This is a genomic window from Ilyobacter polytropus DSM 2926 (genome assembly GCF_000165505.1).
Lineage (GTDB): Bacteria > Fusobacteriota > Fusobacteriia > Fusobacteriales > Fusobacteriaceae > Ilyobacter > Ilyobacter polytropus.
In genome coordinates this window covers 683,299-705,023 of record NC_014633.1, presented here as the reverse complement: position 1 = coordinate 705,023, position 21,725 = coordinate 683,299, and the positions used below count along the sequence as shown (strand labels likewise).

The 21,725-nt window shown below is 35.2% G+C and carries 20 protein-coding genes and 1 pseudogene; 19 read left to right on the top strand and 2 right to left on the bottom strand.

Going from position 1 to position 21,725, the window contains the following annotated elements; all coding sequences use genetic code 11:
* Positions 1-459 precede the first annotated feature (459 nt).
* On the bottom strand, positions 460-714 hold the full coding sequence (locus ILYOP_RS13160; RefSeq protein WP_245546524.1) for a hypothetical protein: 255 nt from the start codon (positions 712-714) through the stop codon (positions 460-462).
* 482 nt (positions 715-1,196) lie between these two features.
* Here ILYOP_RS13160 and ILYOP_RS13155 point away from each other — a divergent pair, with 482 nt between their 5' ends.
* The 5 genes from ILYOP_RS13155 (at position 1,197) to ILYOP_RS13135 (ending at position 4,210) form a co-directional block, all read left to right on the top strand.
* Positions 1,197-1,742, top strand: coding sequence for a ferritin family protein (locus tag ILYOP_RS13155; protein WP_013388992.1), 546 nt, complete (start codon positions 1,197-1,199; stop codon positions 1,740-1,742).
* Between the two features lie 62 nt (positions 1,743-1,804).
* Positions 1,805-2,218: a Fur family transcriptional regulator gene (locus ILYOP_RS13150; RefSeq protein ID WP_013388991.1), complete on the top strand. Its 414-nt coding sequence runs from the start codon at positions 1,805-1,807 to the stop codon at positions 2,216-2,218.
* Between the two features lie 65 nt (positions 2,219-2,283).
* On the top strand, positions 2,284-2,568 hold the full coding sequence (locus tag ILYOP_RS13145) for a hypothetical protein (protein ID WP_013388990.1): 285 nt from the start codon (positions 2,284-2,286) through the stop codon (positions 2,566-2,568).
* A 15-nt stretch (positions 2,569-2,583) separates the two neighbouring features.
* Positions 2,584-3,087, top strand: coding sequence for a ferritin-like domain-containing protein (locus tag ILYOP_RS13140; RefSeq protein ID WP_013388989.1), 504 nt, complete (start codon positions 2,584-2,586; stop codon positions 3,085-3,087).
* Between the two features lie 208 nt (positions 3,088-3,295).
* Positions 3,296-4,210 (top strand): sulfurtransferase, encoded by a 915-nt coding sequence (locus ILYOP_RS13135; protein WP_013388988.1) that lies wholly within the window; start codon positions 3,296-3,298, stop codon positions 4,208-4,210.
* Positions 4,211-4,332: 122 nt separating this feature from the next.
* Here the strand turns inward: ILYOP_RS13135 and ILYOP_RS13130 are convergent.
* Positions 4,333-5,034 (bottom strand): annotated as a pseudogene (locus ILYOP_RS13130) (methyltransferase domain-containing protein); the annotation flags it as partial.
* A gap of 75 nt (positions 5,035-5,109) precedes the next feature.
* Here ILYOP_RS13130 and ILYOP_RS13125 point away from each other — a divergent pair.
* The 14 genes from ILYOP_RS13125 to ILYOP_RS13060 all read left to right on the top strand — a co-directional run bounded on the left by ILYOP_RS13125 (position 5,110) and on the right by ILYOP_RS13060 (position 21,613).
* Positions 5,110-5,403 carry a transposase gene (locus tag ILYOP_RS13125; protein ID WP_083789061.1) on the top strand — a complete coding sequence of 98 codons (294 nt, stop codon included), beginning with the start codon at positions 5,110-5,112 and terminating at the stop codon, positions 5,401-5,403.
* A complete protein-coding gene (locus ILYOP_RS13120) occupies positions 5,382-6,287 on the top strand; it encodes an IS3 family transposase (RefSeq protein WP_148223647.1) in 906 nt (301 codons plus the stop codon). Before ILYOP_RS13125 ends, ILYOP_RS13120 begins: the two co-directional genes overlap by 22 nt.
* Before the next feature lie 1,267 nt (positions 6,288-7,554).
* The gene (locus ILYOP_RS13115) at positions 7,555-8,970 is read left to right on the top strand and encodes an aspartate ammonia-lyase (protein ID WP_013388985.1); all 1,416 of its coding nucleotides are present in this window, start codon (positions 7,555-7,557) and stop codon (positions 8,968-8,970) included.
* 423 nt (positions 8,971-9,393) lie between these two features.
* A complete protein-coding gene (locus ILYOP_RS13110; RefSeq protein ID WP_013388984.1) occupies positions 9,394-10,182 on the top strand; it encodes a CoB--CoM heterodisulfide reductase iron-sulfur subunit B family protein in 789 nt (262 codons plus the stop codon).
* Between the two features lie 26 nt (positions 10,183-10,208).
* The gene (locus ILYOP_RS13105) at positions 10,209-10,622 is read left to right on the top strand and encodes a 4Fe-4S dicluster domain-containing protein (protein ID WP_013388983.1); all 414 of its coding nucleotides are present in this window, start codon (positions 10,209-10,211) and stop codon (positions 10,620-10,622) included.
* A 52-nt stretch (positions 10,623-10,674) separates the two neighbouring features.
* The gene (locus ILYOP_RS13100; RefSeq protein ID WP_013388982.1) at positions 10,675-12,660 is read left to right on the top strand and encodes a CoB--CoM heterodisulfide reductase iron-sulfur subunit A family protein; all 1,986 of its coding nucleotides are present in this window, start codon (positions 10,675-10,677) and stop codon (positions 12,658-12,660) included.
* Entirely contained in the window at positions 12,651-13,082 is a 432-nt protein-coding gene (locus tag ILYOP_RS13095; protein ID WP_013388981.1) for a hydrogenase iron-sulfur subunit, read from the top strand. The genes ILYOP_RS13100 and ILYOP_RS13095 overlap by 10 nt, the downstream gene beginning before the upstream one ends.
* Complete coding sequence (locus tag ILYOP_RS13090) at positions 13,070-14,044, top strand: 4Fe-4S dicluster domain-containing protein (protein WP_013388980.1); 975 nt, start codon at positions 13,070-13,072, stop codon at positions 14,042-14,044. Before ILYOP_RS13095 ends, ILYOP_RS13090 begins: the two co-directional genes overlap by 13 nt.
* The gene (locus ILYOP_RS13085; RefSeq protein ID WP_013388979.1) at positions 14,044-15,081 is read left to right on the top strand and encodes a 4Fe-4S dicluster domain-containing protein; all 1,038 of its coding nucleotides are present in this window, start codon (positions 14,044-14,046) and stop codon (positions 15,079-15,081) included. The genes ILYOP_RS13090 and ILYOP_RS13085 overlap by 1 nt, the downstream gene beginning before the upstream one ends.
* Positions 15,081-15,920 (top strand): FAD/NAD(P)-binding protein, encoded by an 840-nt coding sequence (locus ILYOP_RS13080; protein WP_013388978.1) that lies wholly within the window; start codon positions 15,081-15,083, stop codon positions 15,918-15,920. Before ILYOP_RS13085 ends, ILYOP_RS13080 begins: the two co-directional genes overlap by 1 nt.
* A 17-nt stretch (positions 15,921-15,937) precedes the next feature.
* A complete protein-coding gene (locus ILYOP_RS13075) occupies positions 15,938-16,618 on the top strand; it encodes a 4Fe-4S dicluster domain-containing protein (protein WP_013388977.1) in 681 nt (226 codons plus the stop codon).
* 61 nt (positions 16,619-16,679) lie between these two features.
* Positions 16,680-18,296: an FAD-dependent oxidoreductase gene (locus ILYOP_RS13070; RefSeq protein ID WP_013388976.1), complete on the top strand. Its 1,617-nt coding sequence runs from the start codon at positions 16,680-16,682 to the stop codon at positions 18,294-18,296.
* Positions 18,297-18,784: 488 nt separating this feature from the next.
* Positions 18,785-20,164, top strand: coding sequence for an aspartate aminotransferase family protein (locus tag ILYOP_RS13065; protein WP_013388975.1), 1,380 nt, complete (start codon positions 18,785-18,787; stop codon positions 20,162-20,164).
* A gap of 429 nt (positions 20,165-20,593) precedes the next feature.
* Positions 20,594-21,613 (top strand): TAXI family TRAP transporter solute-binding subunit, encoded by a 1,020-nt coding sequence (locus tag ILYOP_RS13060; protein ID WP_013388974.1) that lies wholly within the window; start codon positions 20,594-20,596, stop codon positions 21,611-21,613.
* Positions 21,614-21,725: the final 112 nt, after the last annotated feature.

The window sequence follows — 21,725 nt, the reverse complement described above, 5'->3', positions numbered from 1 at the left end:
TTACATTATACTAAGGAAATATCTATGGATCTTTTTTTTGTTGAAATTAAATTATACAATTCAAGTTAGATTACACACATATAATTTGAAAAAGTCATCAAAATCGTATGGGCTGTGTGAATAGTTGGTAGGGTTTCTACACATTTTCACCATACTTTTTTAATGTTACACAAACAGGCCTCTTTTATCTTAAATTTTGGATTTTTTTTCTGATTATACAAAAAAATGATGAACCGAGCTGGCCATGCTTTGTTTTTTCCCTTCAAATGAAATTAACAAAAGTAGGATTTATGCTAGTTAGAAATTGAATCGTCATGAGTAAGAAATTATACCGGGAATTATTGTGAGTCACAAAATTACCTCGGTATGATCATTTAAAATCAGGTGATTTCTATGAAAAATTTTATAAACTTACTAAAATAAAAGTAAGACTGCGGATTCTTAAAATCTTTTTCATCTTTATCTAACCTTGTAGAACTTTGTCCCACACTTGGTACACTGCCATCTAGGCATGTCAGGATGTATAGAGCATCCTCCCAGAACTACTTCTCTTTTTTCCATCTGCTCTGACAGTTGCAAACTATACCCAATGTCACCATATAATATGGTGGCCACAAGTGAAAATCCGCAAATAGGACATTTTTCATGTTGAGACTTTACTCTTCTTTTTTCTTCATCAATGCATTCTTCTGAAAAAAAGTTATCTCTCATCATTATACCTCCTAGGAAGGAAGCTCTATTCCTTCTTTCATTCTTATCTGGTTTTCAAGTATCTGATCCAATAAATTTCTGTTTAAAGTGTCCTTTTAATAAAAGTATGTAGCTGTTTTTACAACCTCATTCATGAGCTACTCCCTGAACTTTTTTTCTTATTATTTCAGATACAAAGTATAGGCCAAAAATTTGCATGGTGAAAATTAGATATAGCTAACAGTTCCTCGAATGCTAATTTAGATAATTCCATCGCTTAAAATAAGTATATCCTGAAAAATCCTTGCAGTCTACACAGCATCTGCAAAAAACAACTGAAATCACCCATCTCTATATTTCAAAGTGTAACTATAAGAGACTCATAAAAAATTATATTTTTTATAAAAAGTGTTGACATTTTTTTATATTGGATATATACTTACTTCGTTATCAGATTTGTAACTATTACAATTCTAGAATGAATATAAAATAATGGAGGTAGGTAAATGAAATTTAGATGTACAGTATGTGGGGAGATTATTGAAGCAGGAATTGAAGTTTGTCCAGTATGTAAGGCAGGATCAGATAAGTTTGAGGAAATAAAAGCTGACGAAAAAAGAGTATGGGCTACAGAGCACATTGTTGGAGAAGGATTGGCTTGTGGTGACGAAGAGATAATCGCAGGATTAAGAGCCAATTTTGAAGGTGAATGCACTGAAGTAGGTATGTATCTTGCAATGTCAAGAGTTGCAGACAGAGAGGGATACCCAGAAGTAGCAGAGGCCTACAAGAGAATAGCATTTGAGGAAGCTGAGCACGCTGCAAAGTTTGCTGAACTATTAGGTGAGTGTGTATCTGCGTCAACTGAGGAAAACTTAAGTAAGAGGGTGGAGGCAGAATACGGTGCTACTGCAGGAAAATTCGATATCGCAAAGAGAGCTAAGCAGCTAGGATTTGATGCTATCCACGATACAGTACACGAGATGGCAAAAGATGAAGCTAGACATGGTAGAGCATTTTTGGGACTTTTAGAAAGACATTTCAAGAAGTAATTAAACTGACTGAAGAGATAGCATGAGTTTTCTCTTCAGTCAAAACACAAGGAGGTTATGATATGAACGATGTCATCGGTCATTTAAAAAATAATGGAGTTAAGCCTTCTTTTCAAAGAATAAAAATTTTTGAATATTTAGTAACTAAAGAAAACCACCCAACAGTTGAAATGATCTATAAAGAGCTGGTAAATGAGATTCCAACACTTTCTAAAACAACAGTTTATAATACTCTTAATTTATTTGTTGAGAAGAAAATCGCTAATGTTATTATAATCGAGGAAAATGAAACAAGATATGATGCTCATATGAACACACACGGACATTTTAAGTGTGAAAAATGCAAAACAATTTATGATATTGAGATTGATAGTAAAATTTCTGAAATAGAGTCACTTGGAAATTTTCAAATAGACGAGCAGCATATATATTACAAAGGTATTTGTAAAAAGTGCCTGCAAAAAAAGAAAAATTAATTAGAAAATAACTTGCCTGAAATCATGGCTTAAAATACATAAATAAAAAAAATCAGGAGGGAATTATGAAGTTAGCAGTTGAGAGAATAAAGAGCATATTAATTGTATCAGGTATATTAGTATTTATTGGGAGTATTTTATTTACAAGTAACTTGAATTCTATAAAATTTAATGGTAGCAAAAATTACTCAAGTATAGCATCTAATTGGAGCAAGAATATTTTGGCAGAAAGCGGTATAAGTTATGCCAAAAGAGCATCTGACTGGAGCAGTGGTTCTGATGATAGGAGTTACGCTGCTATAGCTTCAACTTGGAGTGGTAATGTATATAAAGCAACAAATATAATATAAGAGGGGGAGATTTAAATGGGAACAAGAAGTAGAGAAATTATAGATTTAGATGTAGATGAACTTTTAAAATTATTAAAAAGTGCCTATGCCGATGAATGGCTTGCATATTACCAATATTGGATAGGGGCTCAAGTTATAAAGGGGCCTATGAGAGAAGCTACTGTGACAGAATTATTGCAACACGCAACTGAAGAATTTACTCATGCACAGTGGGTCAGTGACAGAATAATGCAATTGGGAGGTACTCCACCTATTTCTTTTGAAGAAATACTAGAAAAAACTCACTGTGGCTATGACGCCCCAGCTGATCCCTATGTAGAAGAGATATTAAAACAAAATATAAAAGGTGAGCAGTGTGCTATAAGTGTCTATAAAAATATAATGGATATTACCAAGGATAAGGATATGGTAACTTACAACATGGCACTTAAAATATTGGAACAGGAAGAGGAACACGAAGAAGATCTCCAGGCTATTTTTGAAGATATTGAAATTATGAGAGAAAGATTTAAGGGGTAGTTAAGTCTTTAAATTTTATGTAAACTTTCATATTCATATCATGAAATTTAATTTATTTAGAGCTCTATTTTGGGGAGCTCTTTTTTTATGTCAAAGTAAATGCAACTTTTTAATTGACAAAAGCGGTAAAGAACAATATAATCCGTAGTACAAAAACACTCTGTAAAAAGTGTCTTTTAATTTTGAAATTAGGGGAGGAATTTTTAAAGTGAAAAAACTTGTTGTATTTTTGATGGGATTATTTATTGTATCTGTAGCAATGGCAAAAGATTATTCTCAATACGCCAATCCAGAAGCCTTAGTAAGTCCTGAAAAAGCAAAAAAAATTATGGAGAGTAACAAAAATGTTGTAGTATTTGACGTAAGAAGAAGTGCTGAATTCATGGTTGGACATATTCCTGGAGCTGTTGATATTTGGAGAAATGACATATCTGCAGACAAAAATGAATATCCATTTGGTGGAATGAGAGCTACGGTAGAAAAAATGGAAAATGTTCTTGGACAATATGGAGTAGACTCAAATACACATATACTTATTTATGATGCAAAGGCTGACTATGATGCCGCAAGACTATGGTGGATATTAGATATGTACGGTCATGAAAAAATTTCTCTTATAGATGGAGGAATTGATGGATGGAAAGCAGCCGGACTTTCTTTGGAAGTTGGATTTGCCAAAAAGAAAGATAAAAAAGTATACAATTTCAATAAAAAAACTGATTACTCCAAACTTGCTTATTTAAACGATGTAAAACAAGCTGTAGAAAACAAAAAAACTATAATTGTTGATACAAGGTCTGAAAAAGAGCACTTAGGAAGAGTAACAAAAAAAGGTGCTTTTAGACCAGGACGTATTCCTAGCAAAACATTTATCCCTTGGGAAACAGCAGTACACAATGACTCTGATAAAACTTTCAAAAGCATAAGTCAGCTTAAGGAAATATATGCAGAGCATGGTATTGATTCGAATTCTCAAGTGATTGCATACTGTCAGTCTGGAGTTAGATCTGCACATACTACATTTGTACTTACACAGCTTCTGGGATATAAAAAAGTTAGAAACTTCGATGGTTCTTGGATAGAGTGGTCGTACAATAAAAAGCTTCCTGCAGATAAAGGTTAAATAAAATTTTAATCATTATCAAGTAATATGTGAATTTGATTTCTAGATGTATAATGGAGTTCCAAATGGAGCTCCATTATTTATTTTTATAAAAAAAGAGGTTAAACCTTCTAATCTTTAGGCTTACAATACTCTGAAGCCTGTGGTTTTTTACAGCTGATCAAAATCCCTTTAGTTTTAGGAGAACTATTAAATCCAGTTTCTCCCCAAACTTTCAGATGGTTAAAACCTGTGTTTTTTAACATTTCCAGAAAAACCTTTTCTGGTACAGCTCCACCTTCTCATTGGAACCAGCTTTTAACTCTAGCAGGATGTTCTTTGATCTTCGTTCCTTTAAAAACTTGATCTACCAATAGGAGCTTTCCCCCTGGTTTCAGACATCTATAAAACTCCTTAAGAATTGTCTCTTTGTCAGGAACAAGATTGATCACACTGTTGGAGATAATAGTGTTGAAATATTCATCTGCAAACTCTAATATAGTTCCATTAGATAAGGTTAACTCTAGGTTTGTAATACCTAGAGTTTTTTTATTTATTTCGGCTTTTTTAATCATCTCTGAAACTATATCTAGACCTATAATTCTGCCTGTATTCTTGGTCATTTTGGCAGCAAAGATGGCATCAACACCTGCTCCACACCCAAAATCTAAAAGTATCTCTTCAGCCCCTATAGTTTCCATGGAAAATGGATTTCCAGTACCGCAGTAGGAATTTGTTACTGACTCTGGAAGTGTTCTAAGAATTACAGGATCATATTTTAATCTTTCCAGTGCTTCTCTACCTGTAGGATATTTAAACTGTCCCTCGGCAGTGGACGCAACCTTGGTGTTATGATGGTTTAGTAGACAGTTTAGCACTCAAAAATATATAATAAAAAATAAACATATTTAGGAGTGGCTATGATGGAAGAAAAAAGAAGATATGCAAGATTTTCAGAGGAGAAACAGAAGCAAATCGCTGAGCTTTCTTTCCTTAAAATAAAAACAAAGGTAGAGCTATCAAATGAATACGGTATTACCACTAATACTGTTGCTGCCTGGGAAAAGAAATACTTTGGAGGTCCTAAGAAGGACATGGAGTTAAGCGCTCAAGACAAAGAAATTATCAGGTTGAAAAATCTACTTAAGGAAAAAGAAGAGGATATAGAGATCTTAAAAAAGGCTACAGCCATATTCTCAAGGAAAAAAAGATAACTAAGAGGGAACTCTTTATCTTCGTTGAAATACACAGAAATGTTCATTCTATATCTCAGATATGTAGAGCCCTAGAAGTCTCTCGAAGTGGTTTTAATAAGTTTCAGAATAACAAAACTACTGAGAGAAAGAAAAAGGATCAAGGGATTCTAGATAGTATTCTAGAGGTCAGAAAGAACAGACATAAGAGGAGCTATGGAGCCCCTAGACTAAAGGTTGAGCTCAAAGATGAATATGGCATAATAACAAGCGAAAGACGAATAAATAGAATAATGAAAGAAAATGATATATCAGTTAATTCTACCAAGAAGTTTAAAACAGGAAATGAAAAGAGTAAAAGAGAAAATATCACAGGAAATATTGTAAAAAGAAAATTCAAAGTAGGTAGAAAAAATGAGGTCTGGGTTACAGATATCACATATATTTGGACAAGCGAAGGTTGGCTATATTTAAGCACAATTATGGATCTTTTTTCTAGAAGGATTATCGCCTACGATATAGGTAAGCGCATGACTAGTGAGTTAGTAATAGATACTTTAACAAGGTCATTTTTACTGGAGGAACCAGAGGAAGAACTGATAATTCATAGTGATCAAGGATCGCAATATTCGAGTAGGGAGTACTCTAACCTTGTAAAGAAGCTAGGATTAATCCAATCTATGAGTAGACGTGGGAACTGTTATGATAATGCAGTAATAGAATCCTTTCATGCTTCTTTGAAGAAAGAGATGATTTATGTAGAAGGTTTAGTAACTAAAAGGTATATGAAGGCAATGGTATTTGATTACATAGAATTTTATAATAAAGAGAGGAGACACAGTTTCTTAGGAAATGTCTCCCCTGTTGAGTTTGAAAAAATACAGAAAAAATTGGTGTTAGGTTGACTACTATATTGACAGAAGACCAACCTTTTGGTACTTGTTTTCAATATCGTTTTTTATCTTGACTTTATCATTTTCTGTAAAAAGAGTTACCACGTTTACCTCCCGAAGTTAATATTTTAAATTTTTTTAAGAAGCTTATAACAATTAAGTTACACAAAAAATCCTACTAAAAAATATAACTATATAATTTATTTACCTCAAAAGATTATCAAAAGCAATTTAATCTATAAAACAATTAAATTTATAAAATTTATTATGAATTTTGAAGATAAAAAAATTGTAGATCGCTTATTTTTACAAGGTTTTTTAAATCAAAAAAATAATAATTGAAAGTATGATTGATGCATAAACTAGGATGAGGTTTCACCTGATATATTTTGAATCTTTATTAATTTTATTATTTGTTGGAGTATAGACCTTCTAAGACTTGTCTGTGCACTATGTATTATATTAACTAATTACTCGTAATGTGCTTTAGATTCTAAGTTGCTAGAATCGATGTGTTTATAAGTAAAATTATGTTTGGATCTAATATTTTTAAAACAAAATATTAGATTATTTCTTAATTTGAATTAACTAACTTTTCCATTTTTTTAAACATAACTATACATGCAGAACATTTTGTTACCAATCCTTTAGATTCACATTTTTTACACATTTTTAAGCCCCCTAATTTTTTAATTTGTCTGATATGAGATAGTTTAGTTTTTTTTGGTTTAAATACAATAGGCGTAAACCTGAAAAAAAATGTGCTATAGCACAATCAGAAGTTTATTTATTTAAAAATAACCCACCCTTTAGGATAAAACCAATATATTAAGGATCTCTTGCCTAATTATTAAAAACAGTTGTATTAAAAAAATAGTAATATTATGAATAGATAAATGTATTTTTATTTCTTTGTGCTGAAACACAATAAATCTAGGGCTGACATACATTGTAATTTTCTGTCTCAAGATTTAGAATATAAAAATTAAAATACTATTAAGAGAACAACAAACAGATCAAATGAAAGTGAAATTTAAATAAAAAGTTTGTGAAGAAAAAAAATCATAAAACAAGTTTTTGAAGGAAAGACATTCAAAAACTGTTGACTTAGGAAAATTTAGCTGGTAATATTGGCCTGTAAAGAGAGAAAAGTAAATAAAGTGTTATATTACAAAAAGTTTTTAATTATTTTTAAAATTATATATTCAATCTAAAAGACGGGCATAGTGGTAAATTATTGTTTTATGATCAGCGTAATTTAATTTTTGGGGGGATTAAAATGAGCAAGTTTAGAACTGAATTTGATTCAATTGGGGGAATTCAAGTACCGGCAGAGGCATATTATGGAGCGCAGACTCTAAGAGGGAAAAATAATTTTCATATAACTGGCTACAAAGTTTCTCCGCTTTTTATGAATTCCATGGCGATGGTAAAGAAGGCTGCTGCAATGGCCAATTGCGAAGCAGGTGTCATTTCAAAGAAAGTTTCTGATGCAATAATAATGGCTGGAGACGAAATCATTGCTGGGAAGATGCATGATCAGTTTATAACTGATGTTATACAAGGCGGAGCCGGAACCAGCATGAATATGAACATGAATGAAGTAATTGCAAACAGGGCTAATGAGATTTTAGGTGGAGAAAAGGGTGTCTATGATCTAGTACACCCCAATGATCATGTAAATTATTGCCAGTCTACTAATGATGTAATACCTACAACTGGAAAGTTGACAATTCTAAGAATGAGTAGAAAGATGCTTGTAAGCCTTGAAAAGCTATATGATGCTCTTATGGAAAAATCAAAAGAGTTTGATGGGGTTATAAAAATGGGAAGGACCCATCTTCAAGATGCTATACCAATTAGATTAGGTCAGGAGTTTAGGGCTTATGCACAACCTATAAAAAGGGATATAAACAGAATTAAATCAGTTCTAGAAGATTTTCAAAATGTGAATATGGGGGCTACAGCGGTAGGTACCGGTCTGAATGCAGATGTGAGCTATGTTAAAAGTGTTGTTAGATTTTTATCAGATGTTAGCGGAATAGAGCTTATCCAGTCAGAAGATCTTGTAGACGGAACTAGAAATTTGGATGTATTTGTCTGGATGTCCTCAGCACTAAAAATATGTGCAGTGAATCTTTCTAAAATGGTAAATGATTTAAGACTCATGGCTTCAGGACCTACTGCAGGTTTTAATGAGATAAACCTTCCCCAGATGCAGCCAGGATCTTCAATAATGCCTGGAAAAGTAAATCCTGTAATTTTAGAAGTAATGAATCAGGTATCTTTTCAAGTGTTTGGAAATGATCTCACTATAACAAAGGCGGCAGAAGCTGGACAGCTTGAACTCAATGTATTTGAACCTGTTCTTTTCTTTAATTTGTTTCAGTCCATCGAAATTTTGAAAAATGGAGTGGATACACTGGTTGAAAATTGTATAGAGGGAATAACGGCAAATGAAGCAAGATGCAAGAAGATGGTAGATGACAGTATTGGGATTCTTACGGCACTGAATCCGCATATTGGATACAAAAATGCTTCGGATATAGCAAAAGAGTCTCTAAAGAAAGGGATCCCTGTGGCAACACTTCTCGTGAGAAAAGGTCTTATAAGCCAGGAAGCTATAGATGTAATATTGAACCCTTTTAACATGACCAATCCGGGAATCTCTGGAAAAGAACTGTTGCCTAGATAAAAGGCAAATTTTTTGAAAAAGTAATTTTCTTCAATTATCAAGATAAATTAAAAATCCCAGTCTAAAGTAATTTGGCTGGGATTTTTAATGAAATAAGGAATTTTAAATTACTTAATTTAATTAAAAAAAGTGATTTATTTAATTAACTTATTAAGTATGGCCTTGTATTTATTTTATAGATGAAATATAATCGTGTAGTAGATTGTAACAAAAAGTATTGATTATTTTTTAAATCCTTCTAAACGTTACAATAGTAAATTATATTATCTGTAAATTTAAAGAAGAAGTAAGTCAAAGCTTAATATTGATTTTAAGTTTTAAATAATTTTATTTGTTAAAAAAGTAACAAAGTTATTAAAAATATTATTTATAATTTGAGAGGAGGTGAAGATCTGGATCAAAATATGAATTCAGATCGAATAGATGAAGTATAGTTATTATCCTGGATGTACCTTGAAAACTAAGGCACAGGAACTGGAAAAGTTTGCTCTAGATTCTGCAAATGAACTAGGTGTAATAATGGAGGAACAGAAAGATTGGCAGTGCTGTGGTGCTGTATATCCAATGGGGAAAGATGAAGTGGCTACAAAACTATCTTCGGTGAGAAGCCTTGCAGCTGCAAGGGACAAAGGAGAAAAATTGGTGACCCTATGTTCTGCATGCCACCATGTTATAAAGAGAGTCAACGATGATATGAAAAATGACTCGGCAATCAGAGAAAAGGTGAACAACTATTTAGAACTTGAAAAAATCTACAGCGGTGAAGGAGAGGTAATACACTTCCTAGAGATGCTCAGAGACGATATAGGTTTTGATAAACTAGCTGAAAAAGTTACTAATCCTCTGAAAGGTCGTAAAATAGGAGCTTATTATGGATGTCTGTTATTGAGACCGAATAGAGAAATGAATTTTGATGATCCTGAAAATCCTGTCATTATTGAAAACTTCATAGCTGCCTTAGGTGCTGAACCTGTAAAATATCCATATAGGACAGAGTGCTGCGGAGGTTACCTCATAACTGATAATAAAGCTGTGACAGATGAGATGACGGAAAATATAGTGAAATCAGCGGCTATGAATAAGGTGGAAGAGATTGTAACTGCCTGTCCTCTCTGCAAGTACAACTTAGAGGAAAGTGGAGAAGCAGGTAATAAAAATATAGGGGTTAGTTATTTCACAGAACTTTTAGCTGAGGCCCTGGGAGTGAAGTAATAATATTCAAAATAGGAGGAATTAGAGTGGTAAGATCAAAAGTTGTTCCTGATAATGATAAAAAAGAGCTATCTGAAATCTTAAAAATCAGCGGTGAAACGATAAACGACTGTATGCAGTGTGGTAAGTGTACTGCAGGCTGTCCTGCAACTGGTGGAATGGATATCCTCCCTCATCAGATAATAAGAGATCTCCAGCTGGGACAGGTAAAAAAAGTCATAGAAAGCAAGACTATATGGAGCTGTGCTTCATGTTTTGCATGTGCATCCCGTTGTCCTAGAAATGTAGACCTGGCAAGACTAATAGAGGCTGCACGTCTTCTCATAGTGAGAAAAAAAGGAAGTGACAGACTGAAACCTGAAACTGTATCTGAGTTAATGGAAGACAAAAAAATGCCTCAGCAGGCTGTAGTCAGTGCATTCCGTAAATATAACAAATAGATTCATAAAACCCCATATTTATAGGGGTGTCATCTTGTAAGGAGGTATAGCATTGCAAAGAATTGGAGTTTTTGTGTGTTGGTGCGGTTCTAATATAGCTGCCACCGTAGATGTAGAAAAGGTATCTGAAGAGATAAAAAATATGCCGGGAGTAGTTTATTCCAGCAATTATCAATATATGTGCTCTGAGATAGGGCAGAATATGTTAAAGGATGCTGTGAAAGAGCATAACCTAGACAGATTGGTGATATCATCTTGTTCTCCTAGAATGCATGAGGTTACCTTTCGTAAGGCTGCCAAAGCTGCAGGGATAAATCCTTATCTCATAGAAGTAGCAAACATAAGAGAGCAGTGTTCTTGGGTTCATAAAGACAAGGCTGCAGGAACAGAAAAAGCTATAGCTCTCACAAGAGCGGCAGTGGCCAAAGTGGCTCTGAATCAGGAACTGGTTCCTGGAGAGATAGGAGTAACGAAAAAAGCCCTTGTTATAGGTGGAGGAATAGCCGGGATCCAAACAGCCCTTGACATAGCCGAGGCTGGATACAAGGTAGACATTTTAGAACAGTCACCTAGTATCGGCGGAAAGATGGCTCAGATTGACAAGACTTTCCCTACACTAGATTGTTCTGCCTGTATACTGACCCCCAAAATGGTGGATGCTGCCCAGCATCCTAATATAACCCTTCACACATATAGTGAGGTAAAAAATGTGGAAGGATATGTTGGTAATTTCCAGGTGGATATAAGGAAAAAAGCCCGTTATGTGGATATGGATAAATGCACAGGATGCGGAGTTTGTACAGAAAAATGTCCGTCTAAAAAAGCAAAGAATGAATTTGAAGAAGGGCTTTCAAAGAGAGGAGCAATATATACTCCATTTGCCCAGGCAGTACCGAATGTACCTGTGATAGATGAAAAAGAATGTATAAAACTTAAAACAGGTAAATGCGGACTTTGTGAAAAGCTGTGTTCAGCAGGAGCTATAAAATTTGACGATAAAGAAGAGGTAATAACTGAGAATTATGGAGCGATAGTAGTTGCGACTGGATATGACCTTATAAACCTTGATAAGTTTGGAGAGTACCAGTACAGCGACCATCCAGATGTGGTAACTTCCTTAGAATTTGAGAGAATAACAAATGCTGCAGGGCCGACAAGCGGTAAATTTGTCCGTCCTTCTGACGGGAATAGGCCAAAAAAAATGGTCTTTGTCCAGTGTGTAGGATCAAGGGATAAGACGGAGAGAGGAAAATCATATTGTTCCAAAATATGCTGTATGTACACGGCTAAGCATGCAATGCTCATAAAGGAAAAATATCCGGATATAGAGGCCTATGTATTTTATATAGATGTACGTACTCCGGGGAAAAACTTTGATGAATTTTACAGAAGAGCTGTAGAAGATTACGGTGTAAATTACATCAAAGGTATGGTGGGAAAAGTATTTCCTGAGGGTGATAAGCTGATGGTTCACGGAGTAGATACCATGAGCGGAGAAACCCTGGTGATAGATGCTGACATGGTGGTGTTAGCTGCAGCGACCAAGGCAAAAGATGACGCAGTGGATCTCAAAAGAAAATTAAATATAAGTACAGATTCAGACAACTTTTTTACTGAAGCACATGCAAAACTGAAACCGGTAGAGACTGCTTCAGCAGGGATATATTTGGCAGGAGCATGTCAGGGTCCAAAGGATATACCGGAAACGGTGGCTCAGGCAAGTGCCGCAGCAGCAAAAGCCATAGGTCTCTTAAATAAGGCAAAACTTGTAAATAATCCGTGTGTATCCAAAGTGGATAAAGATCTCTGCAGCGGATGTCTAGCTTGTACAAAAATGTGTCCATATGATGCAATATCTTCAGAAGAAATTGAGATAAATGATCATGGGAAAATAACCAAAAAAGTGGTAGCAAAGGTAAATGAAGCTCTCTGTCAAGGATGCGGAGGATGTACGGTTACATGCCGTCCTGGAGCTATTGACCTTAAAGGATTTACAAATAAACAAATTTTAGCGGAGGTAGATGCAATATGTCAGTAGAATTTAAACCCTTGATAGTTGCCTTTTGCTGCAACTGGTGTAGTTATGCAGGGGCTGATCTAGCTGGGAATAGCAGACTGAACTATCCTGCAAATGTAAAAATAATAAGAGTTCCATGTTCATGCAGAGTAAATGCCAACTTTGTATTAAGAGCCTTTCAAAGAGGTGCAGACGGGGTAGTTATCGCAGGGTGTCATCCTGGAGACTGCCATTATTCTACGGGGAACTATTATACCAGAAGACGGTTTTCCCTTGTGACCAATCTTATGGAATATATGGGAATAGAAAACGGAAGGTTTAAGGTTGACTGGATATCTGCTGCAGAGGCAAATAAATTTGCAAGTGTTATGAATGAGGTTTTAGAGAATGTTCATAAACTTGGTCCAAACAGAAAGTTGAGGGATGCAAGATGGGAAAGATAGGGGAAAAGATAAGGGAAACTGCAAAACGTGCCCTTGAAAATAAAGAAGTAGATAAAGTACTGGCGTGGAAAAAAGGAGACTTGTGGTATGACTCACACCCTGCCTTTATTGCTAAAGTTGAGGATATAGATTCTATCGTATGGGATTCTTTCTGTGTAAATAATCTGAGCAAGTATCTTATAAAGGAACTTCAAAAAAATGATAAAGTTGGTATTTTTGTAAAGGGATGTGACTCTACTTCTTTTAACCAATTGTTAAAAGACAACAGGGTAAACAGAAAACGAGTGGTGCTCTACGGAATACCTTGTGAAGGAATGATAGACCCTGAGAAAATAAAAGATCTTGAATTGAATAAAGGTTTAAAAAAAGTTACACGTTGCGGAGATACAGTTACTCTAGTGACTAAGGACGGCGATAAAAATATATCTGCCGAAAGTGTAGAGTATGATAAATGTGCACTGTGTCTTTATCCTAATCCTGTAGTTTATGATGAACTTATGGGAGAAAAAGTAGCAAGAGAAGTAAGTATAGATGACAGGTTTAAGGGAGTAGAAGAGATAGAAGCCATGTCTCCCGATGAACGTTATGATTTTTGGGCAGAACAGTTTAAAAAATGTATAAGATGTAATGCTTGCCGTGATATATGCCCTGCATGCAGCTGTGTAAAGTGTATATTTGACAATAATGATGCAGATTTGTCTGGGAAAGCAAGAGTAGAGAGTGAAGATGCCTTTTTCCATATGATAAGAGCCTACCATGTGGCAGGACGTTGTGTGGATTGCGGCGAATGTGCAAGAGTATGTCCGTCGGGGATACCTTTAGACAAACTTAATCGTAAAATAATAAAAGATATAAATGAGAATTATGGGGAATTTGATGCAGGATCGGATTCTACGACTGCAGCCCCTCTTGTGACCTTTGAGGTTAATGATAGAGACACATTTAAAAAAGGAGGGAAATGATGAAAAAAATATCAAAAGATAAATTGCCTCAGTTGTGGCAAAAAATCAGTGGTGATTTTGATCTGTTTCTCCCTGTTGAAAAAGATAAAACACTTAATTTTTCCATGTGGGAAGATGGAGAAAAGGTGAATCTGAAAAAATTGAGAACCAATATGCCTCTTAAAAATATTGTTTTTCCTCAAACGGAAACCTACCTTAAATTTAAAAATGAGGGTAAAAAACTAAGTCTTAAGAGTGTTGCCGCCCAGGGAGACAATTATGTAGTCTTCGGAGCAAGACCTTGTGACATAGCAAGTTTTAAACTTCTTGATAATATATTTTTGAGAGAGCCTGTGGACACTTATTATAAGGCTCACAGAGACAAAGGAACAATAATATCATTGGGATGTAATGACCCTGAAGAAACTTGTTTTTGCGGGTCTTTCGGGATAGAACCTGATTCGGCTCCAAAAGATGCTGACATAGCTCTGTGGGATATTGGTTCTGAACTTCTTTGGAAGTCTCAGAGTGAAAAGGGAGAGGCTCTAACTATTAGTGTTATGGATCTTTTGGAAGATGCCGGGGAAGAAAATGAGAAAAAACTCAAAGAGATACAAAATGAGATAAAAGAGAAGATGGAAGAACTTCCTTTTTCAAAAATAGATCCTTCCAAAATAGAGGGAACTCAGCAGGAAATATTTGATAAAGAAGAGATGTGGAACGAGTTCAGTGAAAGATGTCTCGCCTGCGGAACGTGTTCTTATGTATGTCCTACCTGTCATTGTTATGATGTAAAAGACTATGACGGTGGGAAAAGCGGAGAAAGATTCCGTTGCTGGGATTCGTGTATGTCCTCTGATTTTACACTTATGGCTCATGGAAATCCGCGAACAAGCCAGATGCAGAGGGTAAGACAGAGGTTTATGCATAAACTTGTCTATTATCCTAAAAATCATGAAGGAGTCTATTCATGTGTAGGCTGCGGAAGATGTGTGGACAAATGTCCTGTTCATTTGGATATAGTAAAAGTTATCAAAAAATTAGGCGGTGAAAAATAATGAGTTGCACTTGTCACGACAACGATCCATTGATGCCTCAAATAGCAGTTGTAGAAGATGTGAGGGTAGACACCCACGATGTCACAACTTTTAAGATAGTTAATCCCGACGGAGGGAAACCTTTTGAATTTATGCCAGGACAATGTGCCATGATATCTGCACCTCCTATAGGGGAGGCAATATTTTCTATAACTTCCTCACCTACAGAAGAAGGATATATCGAATGCAGCATAAAAAGATGCGGAAATGTAACTGATTATCTTCACCAGCTTGAAGAGGGTTCTGAAATAGGAATAAGAGGGCCTTATGGAAATAATTTCCCGGTGGAAGAACTCAAGGGAAAAGATCTTCTATTCATCGCAGGAGGGATAGGGTTAGCTCCTCTTCGTTCTGTTATAAACTATGCCATGGCTAACCGAAAAGACTATGGGAAGGTGGATATAGTATACGGAGCACGTACTCCTGAAGACCTTGTACATCCAAAGGATATATTTGAAGTCTGGCCGGAAAAGGATGGGACAAAAGTTCATCTTACTGTGGACAAAGAGGTAGATACCTGGAAAGGACATGTGGGATTTGTACCTAGCTATGTGGGAGAGCTAGCCTTTGATACAAATAAGGTTGCCTTGGTCTGCGGACCACCTATAATGATAAAATACACCCTTCAGTCCTTAGAGGAAATAGGGTTTAAAAAGGACCAGGTCTATACTACCCTAGAGCTTAAGATGAAATGTGGATTTGGTAAATGCGGACGTTGTAATATAGGGGATAAATATGTGTGTAAAGACGGTCCTGTGTTCAGATGCGATGAGATCACAGAACTACCAGATGAATATTAATAATTAAGGAGGCATAAATGTCTAAAAGAGAAATGGTTGATGTATATATATTAGGTAAAAAATATACCGTGCCTGCCAGCTTGACAATAATGGATTCAATGGAATATGCAGGATATAAACTGACTAGAGGGTGCGGATGCAGGTCTGGTTTCTGCGGGGCATGTGCAACAATATACAGGACAGAGGGTCAAAAGGAACTGAAGGTGGCACTGGCATGTCAGACCACAGTAGAAGACGGGATGTATTTCACTCAGCTGCCGTTTTTCCCTGGAGAAAAACCAGCTTATGATATAAATGAACTAGAACCAAATGCAGATACGATGGCTAAACTCTATCCAGAAATCTATAGCTGTATAGGGTGCAATTCATGTACAAAGGGATGTTCTCAGGATCTAAATGTAATGCAGTATATAGCCTATGCTCAGAGAGGGGAACTGGAAAAATGTGCTCATGAATCCTTTGACTGCGTGGCCTGTGGAATTTGTGCATCAAGATGTCCGGCTAATATAACTCATTATAATGTAGGACTTCTAGCCCGTCGTCTAACGGGAAAGTATATTGCACCGCAGACTCAGCATCTAAAAGATAAGGTAGCCATGGCAGAGGCCGGAGAATACGACGAGGTTATGGAAGATATGATGAACAAGAGTATCGATGAACTGAAAGAGTTATATAATAATAGAGATATAACAAAATAATTTTGAAATAATTAGATTTATTTAAAAAGTCATAATTTTTGGATAGCGAGGAGGTATTTGGATGTACACGGCAGATATGAGGGAACTGATGAAAAAAGTAGTGGAAACACGTTCCCAAAGATTAGGAAAAGATTTTCCTAGGATGAGTCCTGAAGAAAAGATAGATGTTTTAAATGAAAATCATCCTGATTACACTGACAAGGGTTTCAGAGTTTTAAAGCACGGAGTAAATAAGGGACAGAGAGTTCCAAAAGAACTTGCTGATCTTATAGAGGCTAAGAGTAAGCTAGAAAATATAGATATAAACCTTGGAAAAATAGATTATGATGTAGACGTTTTGATTATAGGCGGAGGTGGAGCAGGAGCTGCTGCAGCTTTAGAAGCCGATGAAAAAGGTGCCAAGGTGCTCATAACAACGAAACTTCGTTTTGGAGATGCCAATACGATGATGGCTGAGGGTGGAATACAGGCTGCAGATAAAGAAAATGATTCCCCTGACAAACATTACTTGGATGTAATGGGAGGGGGACATTACACCAATGTACCTGAACTTGCAGCTGCTTTGGTAAAAGATGCTCCCTCTGCCATAAAATGGTTAGACGACCTAGGAGTAATGTTTGACAAGGAAGCAGACGGAACTATGGTAACAACTCACGGTGGAGGAACTTCAAGGAAAAGAATGCATGCGGCTGCAGACTACAGTGGAGCAGAGATAATGCGTGTGTTAAGAGATGAAGTGAGAAATAAAGGTATAGAGGTTTTAGAGTTCTCCCCTGTGGTAGAGCTGATTCTTGACAGCGACGGGAAAGCAGCAGGTGCAGTATTGCACGATCTTGAAACTGGTAGATACCTTGTGGCGAGAGCGAAAACTGTAATAATGGCAACTGGAGGAGCAGGAAGACTTCACTATCAGGGATTCCCTACATCTAACCACTATGGGGCCACAGCAGACGGTCTTGTGATGGGATACAGAGTAGGAGTAGAGCTGGCCTTTGCTGATACTATCCAGTATCATCCTACAGGAGTAGCTTATCCGGCTCAGATCTTCGGAGCCTTAGTTACGGAAAAAGTACGTAGCCTGGGAGCGACTCCTCTTAACGTAGACGGAGAGCAGTTTGTATATCATCTTGAGACAAGGGATGTAGAGGCTTCTGCAATAATAAGAGAGTGTAATGTCAAGGGAAAAGGGCTCCCTACTCCTAGTGGCGGGTCGGGTGTGTGGCTAGATACTCCACTTATTGAGATAATTCACGGAGAAGGGACTATAGAAAAGAGAATTCCAGCTATGATGAGAATGTATCTGAAATTCGGAATAGATATGAGAAAAGAACCTATTCTTGTATATCCTACTCTTCACTATCAGAATGGTGGATTGTTGATAAAGGAAAATGGAGAAACTCAGGTGGAAAACTTATATGTGGCAGGAGAATGTGCCGGAGGAATACACGGTAAAAACAGACTTATGGGTAATTCTTTATTGGATATAATAGTTTTCGGAAGAAGAGCCGGAAAGGATGCAGGGGAAAAGTATAAGAGTATAGAGGTAAAAGAACTTACTCTAGACCATATTAAGAAATATAGCGATGAGATGAAATATAACGGTGTTGAAACAGATAGAGTCTCGCCTATACTTTTACCTAGCTATACCCACGGAAGAGAAGAGGATGAAAAAAACTAGTTAATTAAATTTGAATTTTAAAATTGGTTATAACAAGTTTTGTGTTTTCTATAAAACTTAATTACTAAATAAATCTACAGGCTCTCGAGAATAAAATATTCTGAGGGTCTGTTTTTATATTTGATTATCAATTTTTTAGTGTATCATCATGATAAGCGCTATTTTTCTGATTATCTTATACAGGAATTCTTATAAAGTTTTTTTATTTTAGTTGGCTAATTATTTTGCTGATTTACATACTAGAAAAATCAAAAAATAAAGTCAGGGGCTGAATAAATTTAGTTTATTTTTAAATTATGCTTTATTTTCTTAGATAATTAAGGCGATTGCTAAATAAAATTAGAGATATTTATAAAAAATAAAAAAATATTGTATTATTTTGTCTATAATAGTCATCTTTTGTCCCCAGTAGAATATATTTATAGCAATTTATTATTTAGACTAAAATTTTAACTAACCATTAAATTTTAGATACGGGGGGATTAAAAATGATCAATGAGGAGTTTAAACTTTACGAGAAAAAAACTGGTAACTCTAGAAAGATGTATGAAAAGGCCTGTGAAGTTATACCAGGTGGTGTTTCAGCAAACATTAAATATTTCGAACCTCACCCGATAGTGATGAAAAAGGCGGGTAAATCCAAGCTCTATGATGTGGACGGGAACGAATATGTAGATTATTTACTGTGTTATGGGGCGATGATATTGGGTCATGGACATACTAGTGTTGTAGAAGCTGTAAATAAACAACTACAGGTCAACGGAACTGCAATATTTGGGACACCACATATAAATGAAACCACTATGGCAAAAAAAATAATTGAATTATTTTCTGGTATAGAAATGGTTAGGTTTACAAATTCCGGAACAGAAGCAACTTTATTTGCCATAAGAATGGCCATGGCTTATAATGGAAAATCTAAAATAGCAAAATTTGAAGGCCATTATCACGGTGGTTATGATCAGGTTTTACTAAGTGTACATCCAGATATTCAAAAAGCTGGTGATGCTAAAGAACCTAAAACAATTAAAGAATCAAGAGGTATCTCTGATTATTATGTAAACAACACTGTAATTTTACCTTTTAACGATATAGAATCAACAAAAAAAATACTAAAAAAACATGCAGATGATATTTCAGCGGTAATCATGGAGCCGGTACAAAGTGGATTTATACCTGCAGATCTTGAATTTATGCAAGAATTACGTAAAGTTACAGAAGAATTAGATATTTTACTAATATATGACGAGGTAAAAACAGGGTTTAGATTAACTCTTGGAGGAGCTCAAGACATCTACGGTATAAAGCCGGATCTGACTTCATTGGGGAAAGTTTTAGGAGGAGGTTTTCCAGTAGGAGCGGTAGGAGGGAAAAAAGAGATACTTGAAATTGTCAGCCCAACTGGATACGGAGATATACTTACACCTAGTGCCAGCAATGATGATAAATCTTTGGGTCTTTTTCACAGCGGTACCTATAACGGACATCCTACTGTATTGGCTGCAGGACTGGCAACGATCAATGAGCTAGAAAAAGATAATGTTATGAATTCTTTGATTGAAAATACCAACTACTTGAGAGAAAAACTAGAAGGATTATATAAATCCTATAATATTCCAATGCAAACAGTAGGTATGGGTAGTATCTTTAATATTGTCCTCACTGACAAAAAGATCAAAAATTATCGTGATATGAACTCTGCTGATAGTAAATTAAGAAAAGAGATTGATTATGCTTTATTAGAATTGGGAGTTTATTCTAAGCCTTTAAATAGATATTCGATGTCCACAGCTCATACTATTGATGATATAAACTTTACTATAAATGCACATGAAAAAGCTATAAAACGTGTTATGGGTCGACGTTAATTAGTTTGGTACACATTATGAATATGAATGCTATATTAAAATATCATTTGTTTCATATATAAAAATTTTGTCTTATTTTGTCCGCATCAGTCACTATTTGTCCCGGATGTAATATAATTTATCAAATAGAAATTTATTTTAATTTTTATTTAAGTAAAAGGCATCTTTGTAAGAAAAGATAAAGTTCAGCTTTATTTTACCCTTTAAAGATATAAAGTCATTTTACTTTCATTTTATTTTTAAATGGGAGTACTATGACTTTTTTTATTTGAAATATCTGAATGAAATTTTATAAAAATGAAATTAAAAAATAATTTGTCTGAGTAAAAATATTAAATATTTAAGTGAATTTAATTTTAAACAAATTTAGTTTAAAAATAAAATGGTGTGTATATAGCATGCCAATATAAAATCAGAGGGGGGAAATTTATGAAAAAGTTTTTATTAGGAACAGCAGTATCTTTAATTTTGGCACTTGGATTTGTAGGCTGTGGTGGTTCAGAAAAGTCAGACTCGGCAACAACCAATAAAAAACAGTTTGTCACCATAGGAACAGGTGGAGTAACTGGAGTTTATTATCCTACAGGCGGGGCAATAAGTAAAATGATCAATAAAAAAGAAGACTACAATATCAAGGCGACGGTAGAATCTACAGCAGGGTCTGTATATAATATTAATGCAGTTTTAGCAGGAGACCTTGATTTTGGAGTGGCTCAGTCTGATAGACAGTATCAAGCATATTTTGGTAAAGCTGAGTGGGAATCAAGAGGAGCTCAGAGTGATCTTAGATCAGTATTTTCAATTCACCCGGAAGCAATTACTTTAGTAGCATCATCAGAAGCAGGGATAAATTCAGCAAAGGATCTAAAAGGTAAAAAAGTTAATATCGGAAATGTAGGATCTGGTCAGCTACAAAACTCGTTAGATGTTCTTGGAACGCTCGGGTTCTCAGAAGATGATATAAAAGCAGAAAATGTAAAAGCTGTGGAAGCACCTGGGCTACTTCAAGATGAAAGAATAGATGCATTTTTCTATACAGTAGGACATCCTAGTGGAGCTATAAAAGAGGCTACATCAGGAAGAGTTAAAGTTAAAATAGTTCCTATAGTTGGAAGTGAAATAGAAGAACTTATTAAAGAAAAGCCTTATTATGCAAAGGCTAAAATAGAGGCAAAAAATTATCCTAACGCAGTAAATGAAGAAGATATAGATTCAGTAGGGGTAAAGGCAACTTTTGTAACATCTGCTGAAGAAAGTGAAGAGATAGTATATGCTATCACTAAAGAAGTTTTCGAAAATTTTGAAGAATTCAAAAAACTTCACCCTGCATATTCAGTTTTAACTAAAGAAAGCATGTTACAGGGGTTATCTGCACCTCTTCATAAAGGAGCGATAAAATATTATAAAGAAGTTGGGTTAGATAAATTCATTAATTCTGATCTTATGTAATAAACTGAACTATCGAAAATATAATTTAAATTGAACTACTTACAACATAACCCCTGGTGCATGTAAACAGGGGTTATTATTATAAAGAACTTGAAATACTTTACTAGGGTGA

Coding starts and splice junctions, on each gene's coding strand:
- ILYOP_RS13140 (WP_013388989.1), top strand. CDS start 2,584: ATGGGAACAAGAAGTAGAGAAATTATAGATTTAGATGTAGATGAACTT.
- ILYOP_RS13090 (WP_013388980.1), top strand. CDS start 13,070: ATGGGAAAGATAGGGGAAAAGATAAGGGAAACTGCAAAACGTGCCCTT.
- ILYOP_RS13160 (WP_245546524.1), bottom strand. CDS start 714: ATGATGAGAGATAACTTTTTTTCAGAAGAATGCATTGATGAAGAAAAA.
- ILYOP_RS13155 (WP_013388992.1), top strand. CDS start 1,197: ATGAAATTTAGATGTACAGTATGTGGGGAGATTATTGAAGCAGGAATT.
- ILYOP_RS13060 (WP_013388974.1), top strand. CDS start 20,594: ATGAAAAAGTTTTTATTAGGAACAGCAGTATCTTTAATTTTGGCACTT.
- ILYOP_RS13070 (WP_013388976.1), top strand. CDS start 16,680: ATGTACACGGCAGATATGAGGGAACTGATGAAAAAAGTAGTGGAAACA.
- ILYOP_RS13115 (WP_013388985.1), top strand. CDS start 7,555: ATGAGCAAGTTTAGAACTGAATTTGATTCAATTGGGGGAATTCAAGTA.
- ILYOP_RS13085 (WP_013388979.1), top strand. CDS start 14,044: ATGAAAAAAATATCAAAAGATAAATTGCCTCAGTTGTGGCAAAAAATC.
- ILYOP_RS13110 (WP_013388984.1), top strand. CDS start 9,394: ATGAAGTATAGTTATTATCCTGGATGTACCTTGAAAACTAAGGCACAG.
- ILYOP_RS13075 (WP_013388977.1), top strand. CDS start 15,938: ATGTCTAAAAGAGAAATGGTTGATGTATATATATTAGGTAAAAAATAT.
- ILYOP_RS13145 (WP_013388990.1), top strand. CDS start 2,284: ATGAAGTTAGCAGTTGAGAGAATAAAGAGCATATTAATTGTATCAGGT.
- ILYOP_RS13080 (WP_013388978.1), top strand. CDS start 15,081: ATGAGTTGCACTTGTCACGACAACGATCCATTGATGCCTCAAATAGCA.
- ILYOP_RS13125 (WP_083789061.1), top strand. CDS start 5,110: ATGATGGAAGAAAAAAGAAGATATGCAAGATTTTCAGAGGAGAAACAG.
- ILYOP_RS13095 (WP_013388981.1), top strand. CDS start 12,651: ATGTCAGTAGAATTTAAACCCTTGATAGTTGCCTTTTGCTGCAACTGG.
- ILYOP_RS13065 (WP_013388975.1), top strand. CDS start 18,785: ATGATCAATGAGGAGTTTAAACTTTACGAGAAAAAAACTGGTAACTCT.
- ILYOP_RS13150 (WP_013388991.1), top strand. CDS start 1,805: ATGAACGATGTCATCGGTCATTTAAAAAATAATGGAGTTAAGCCTTCT.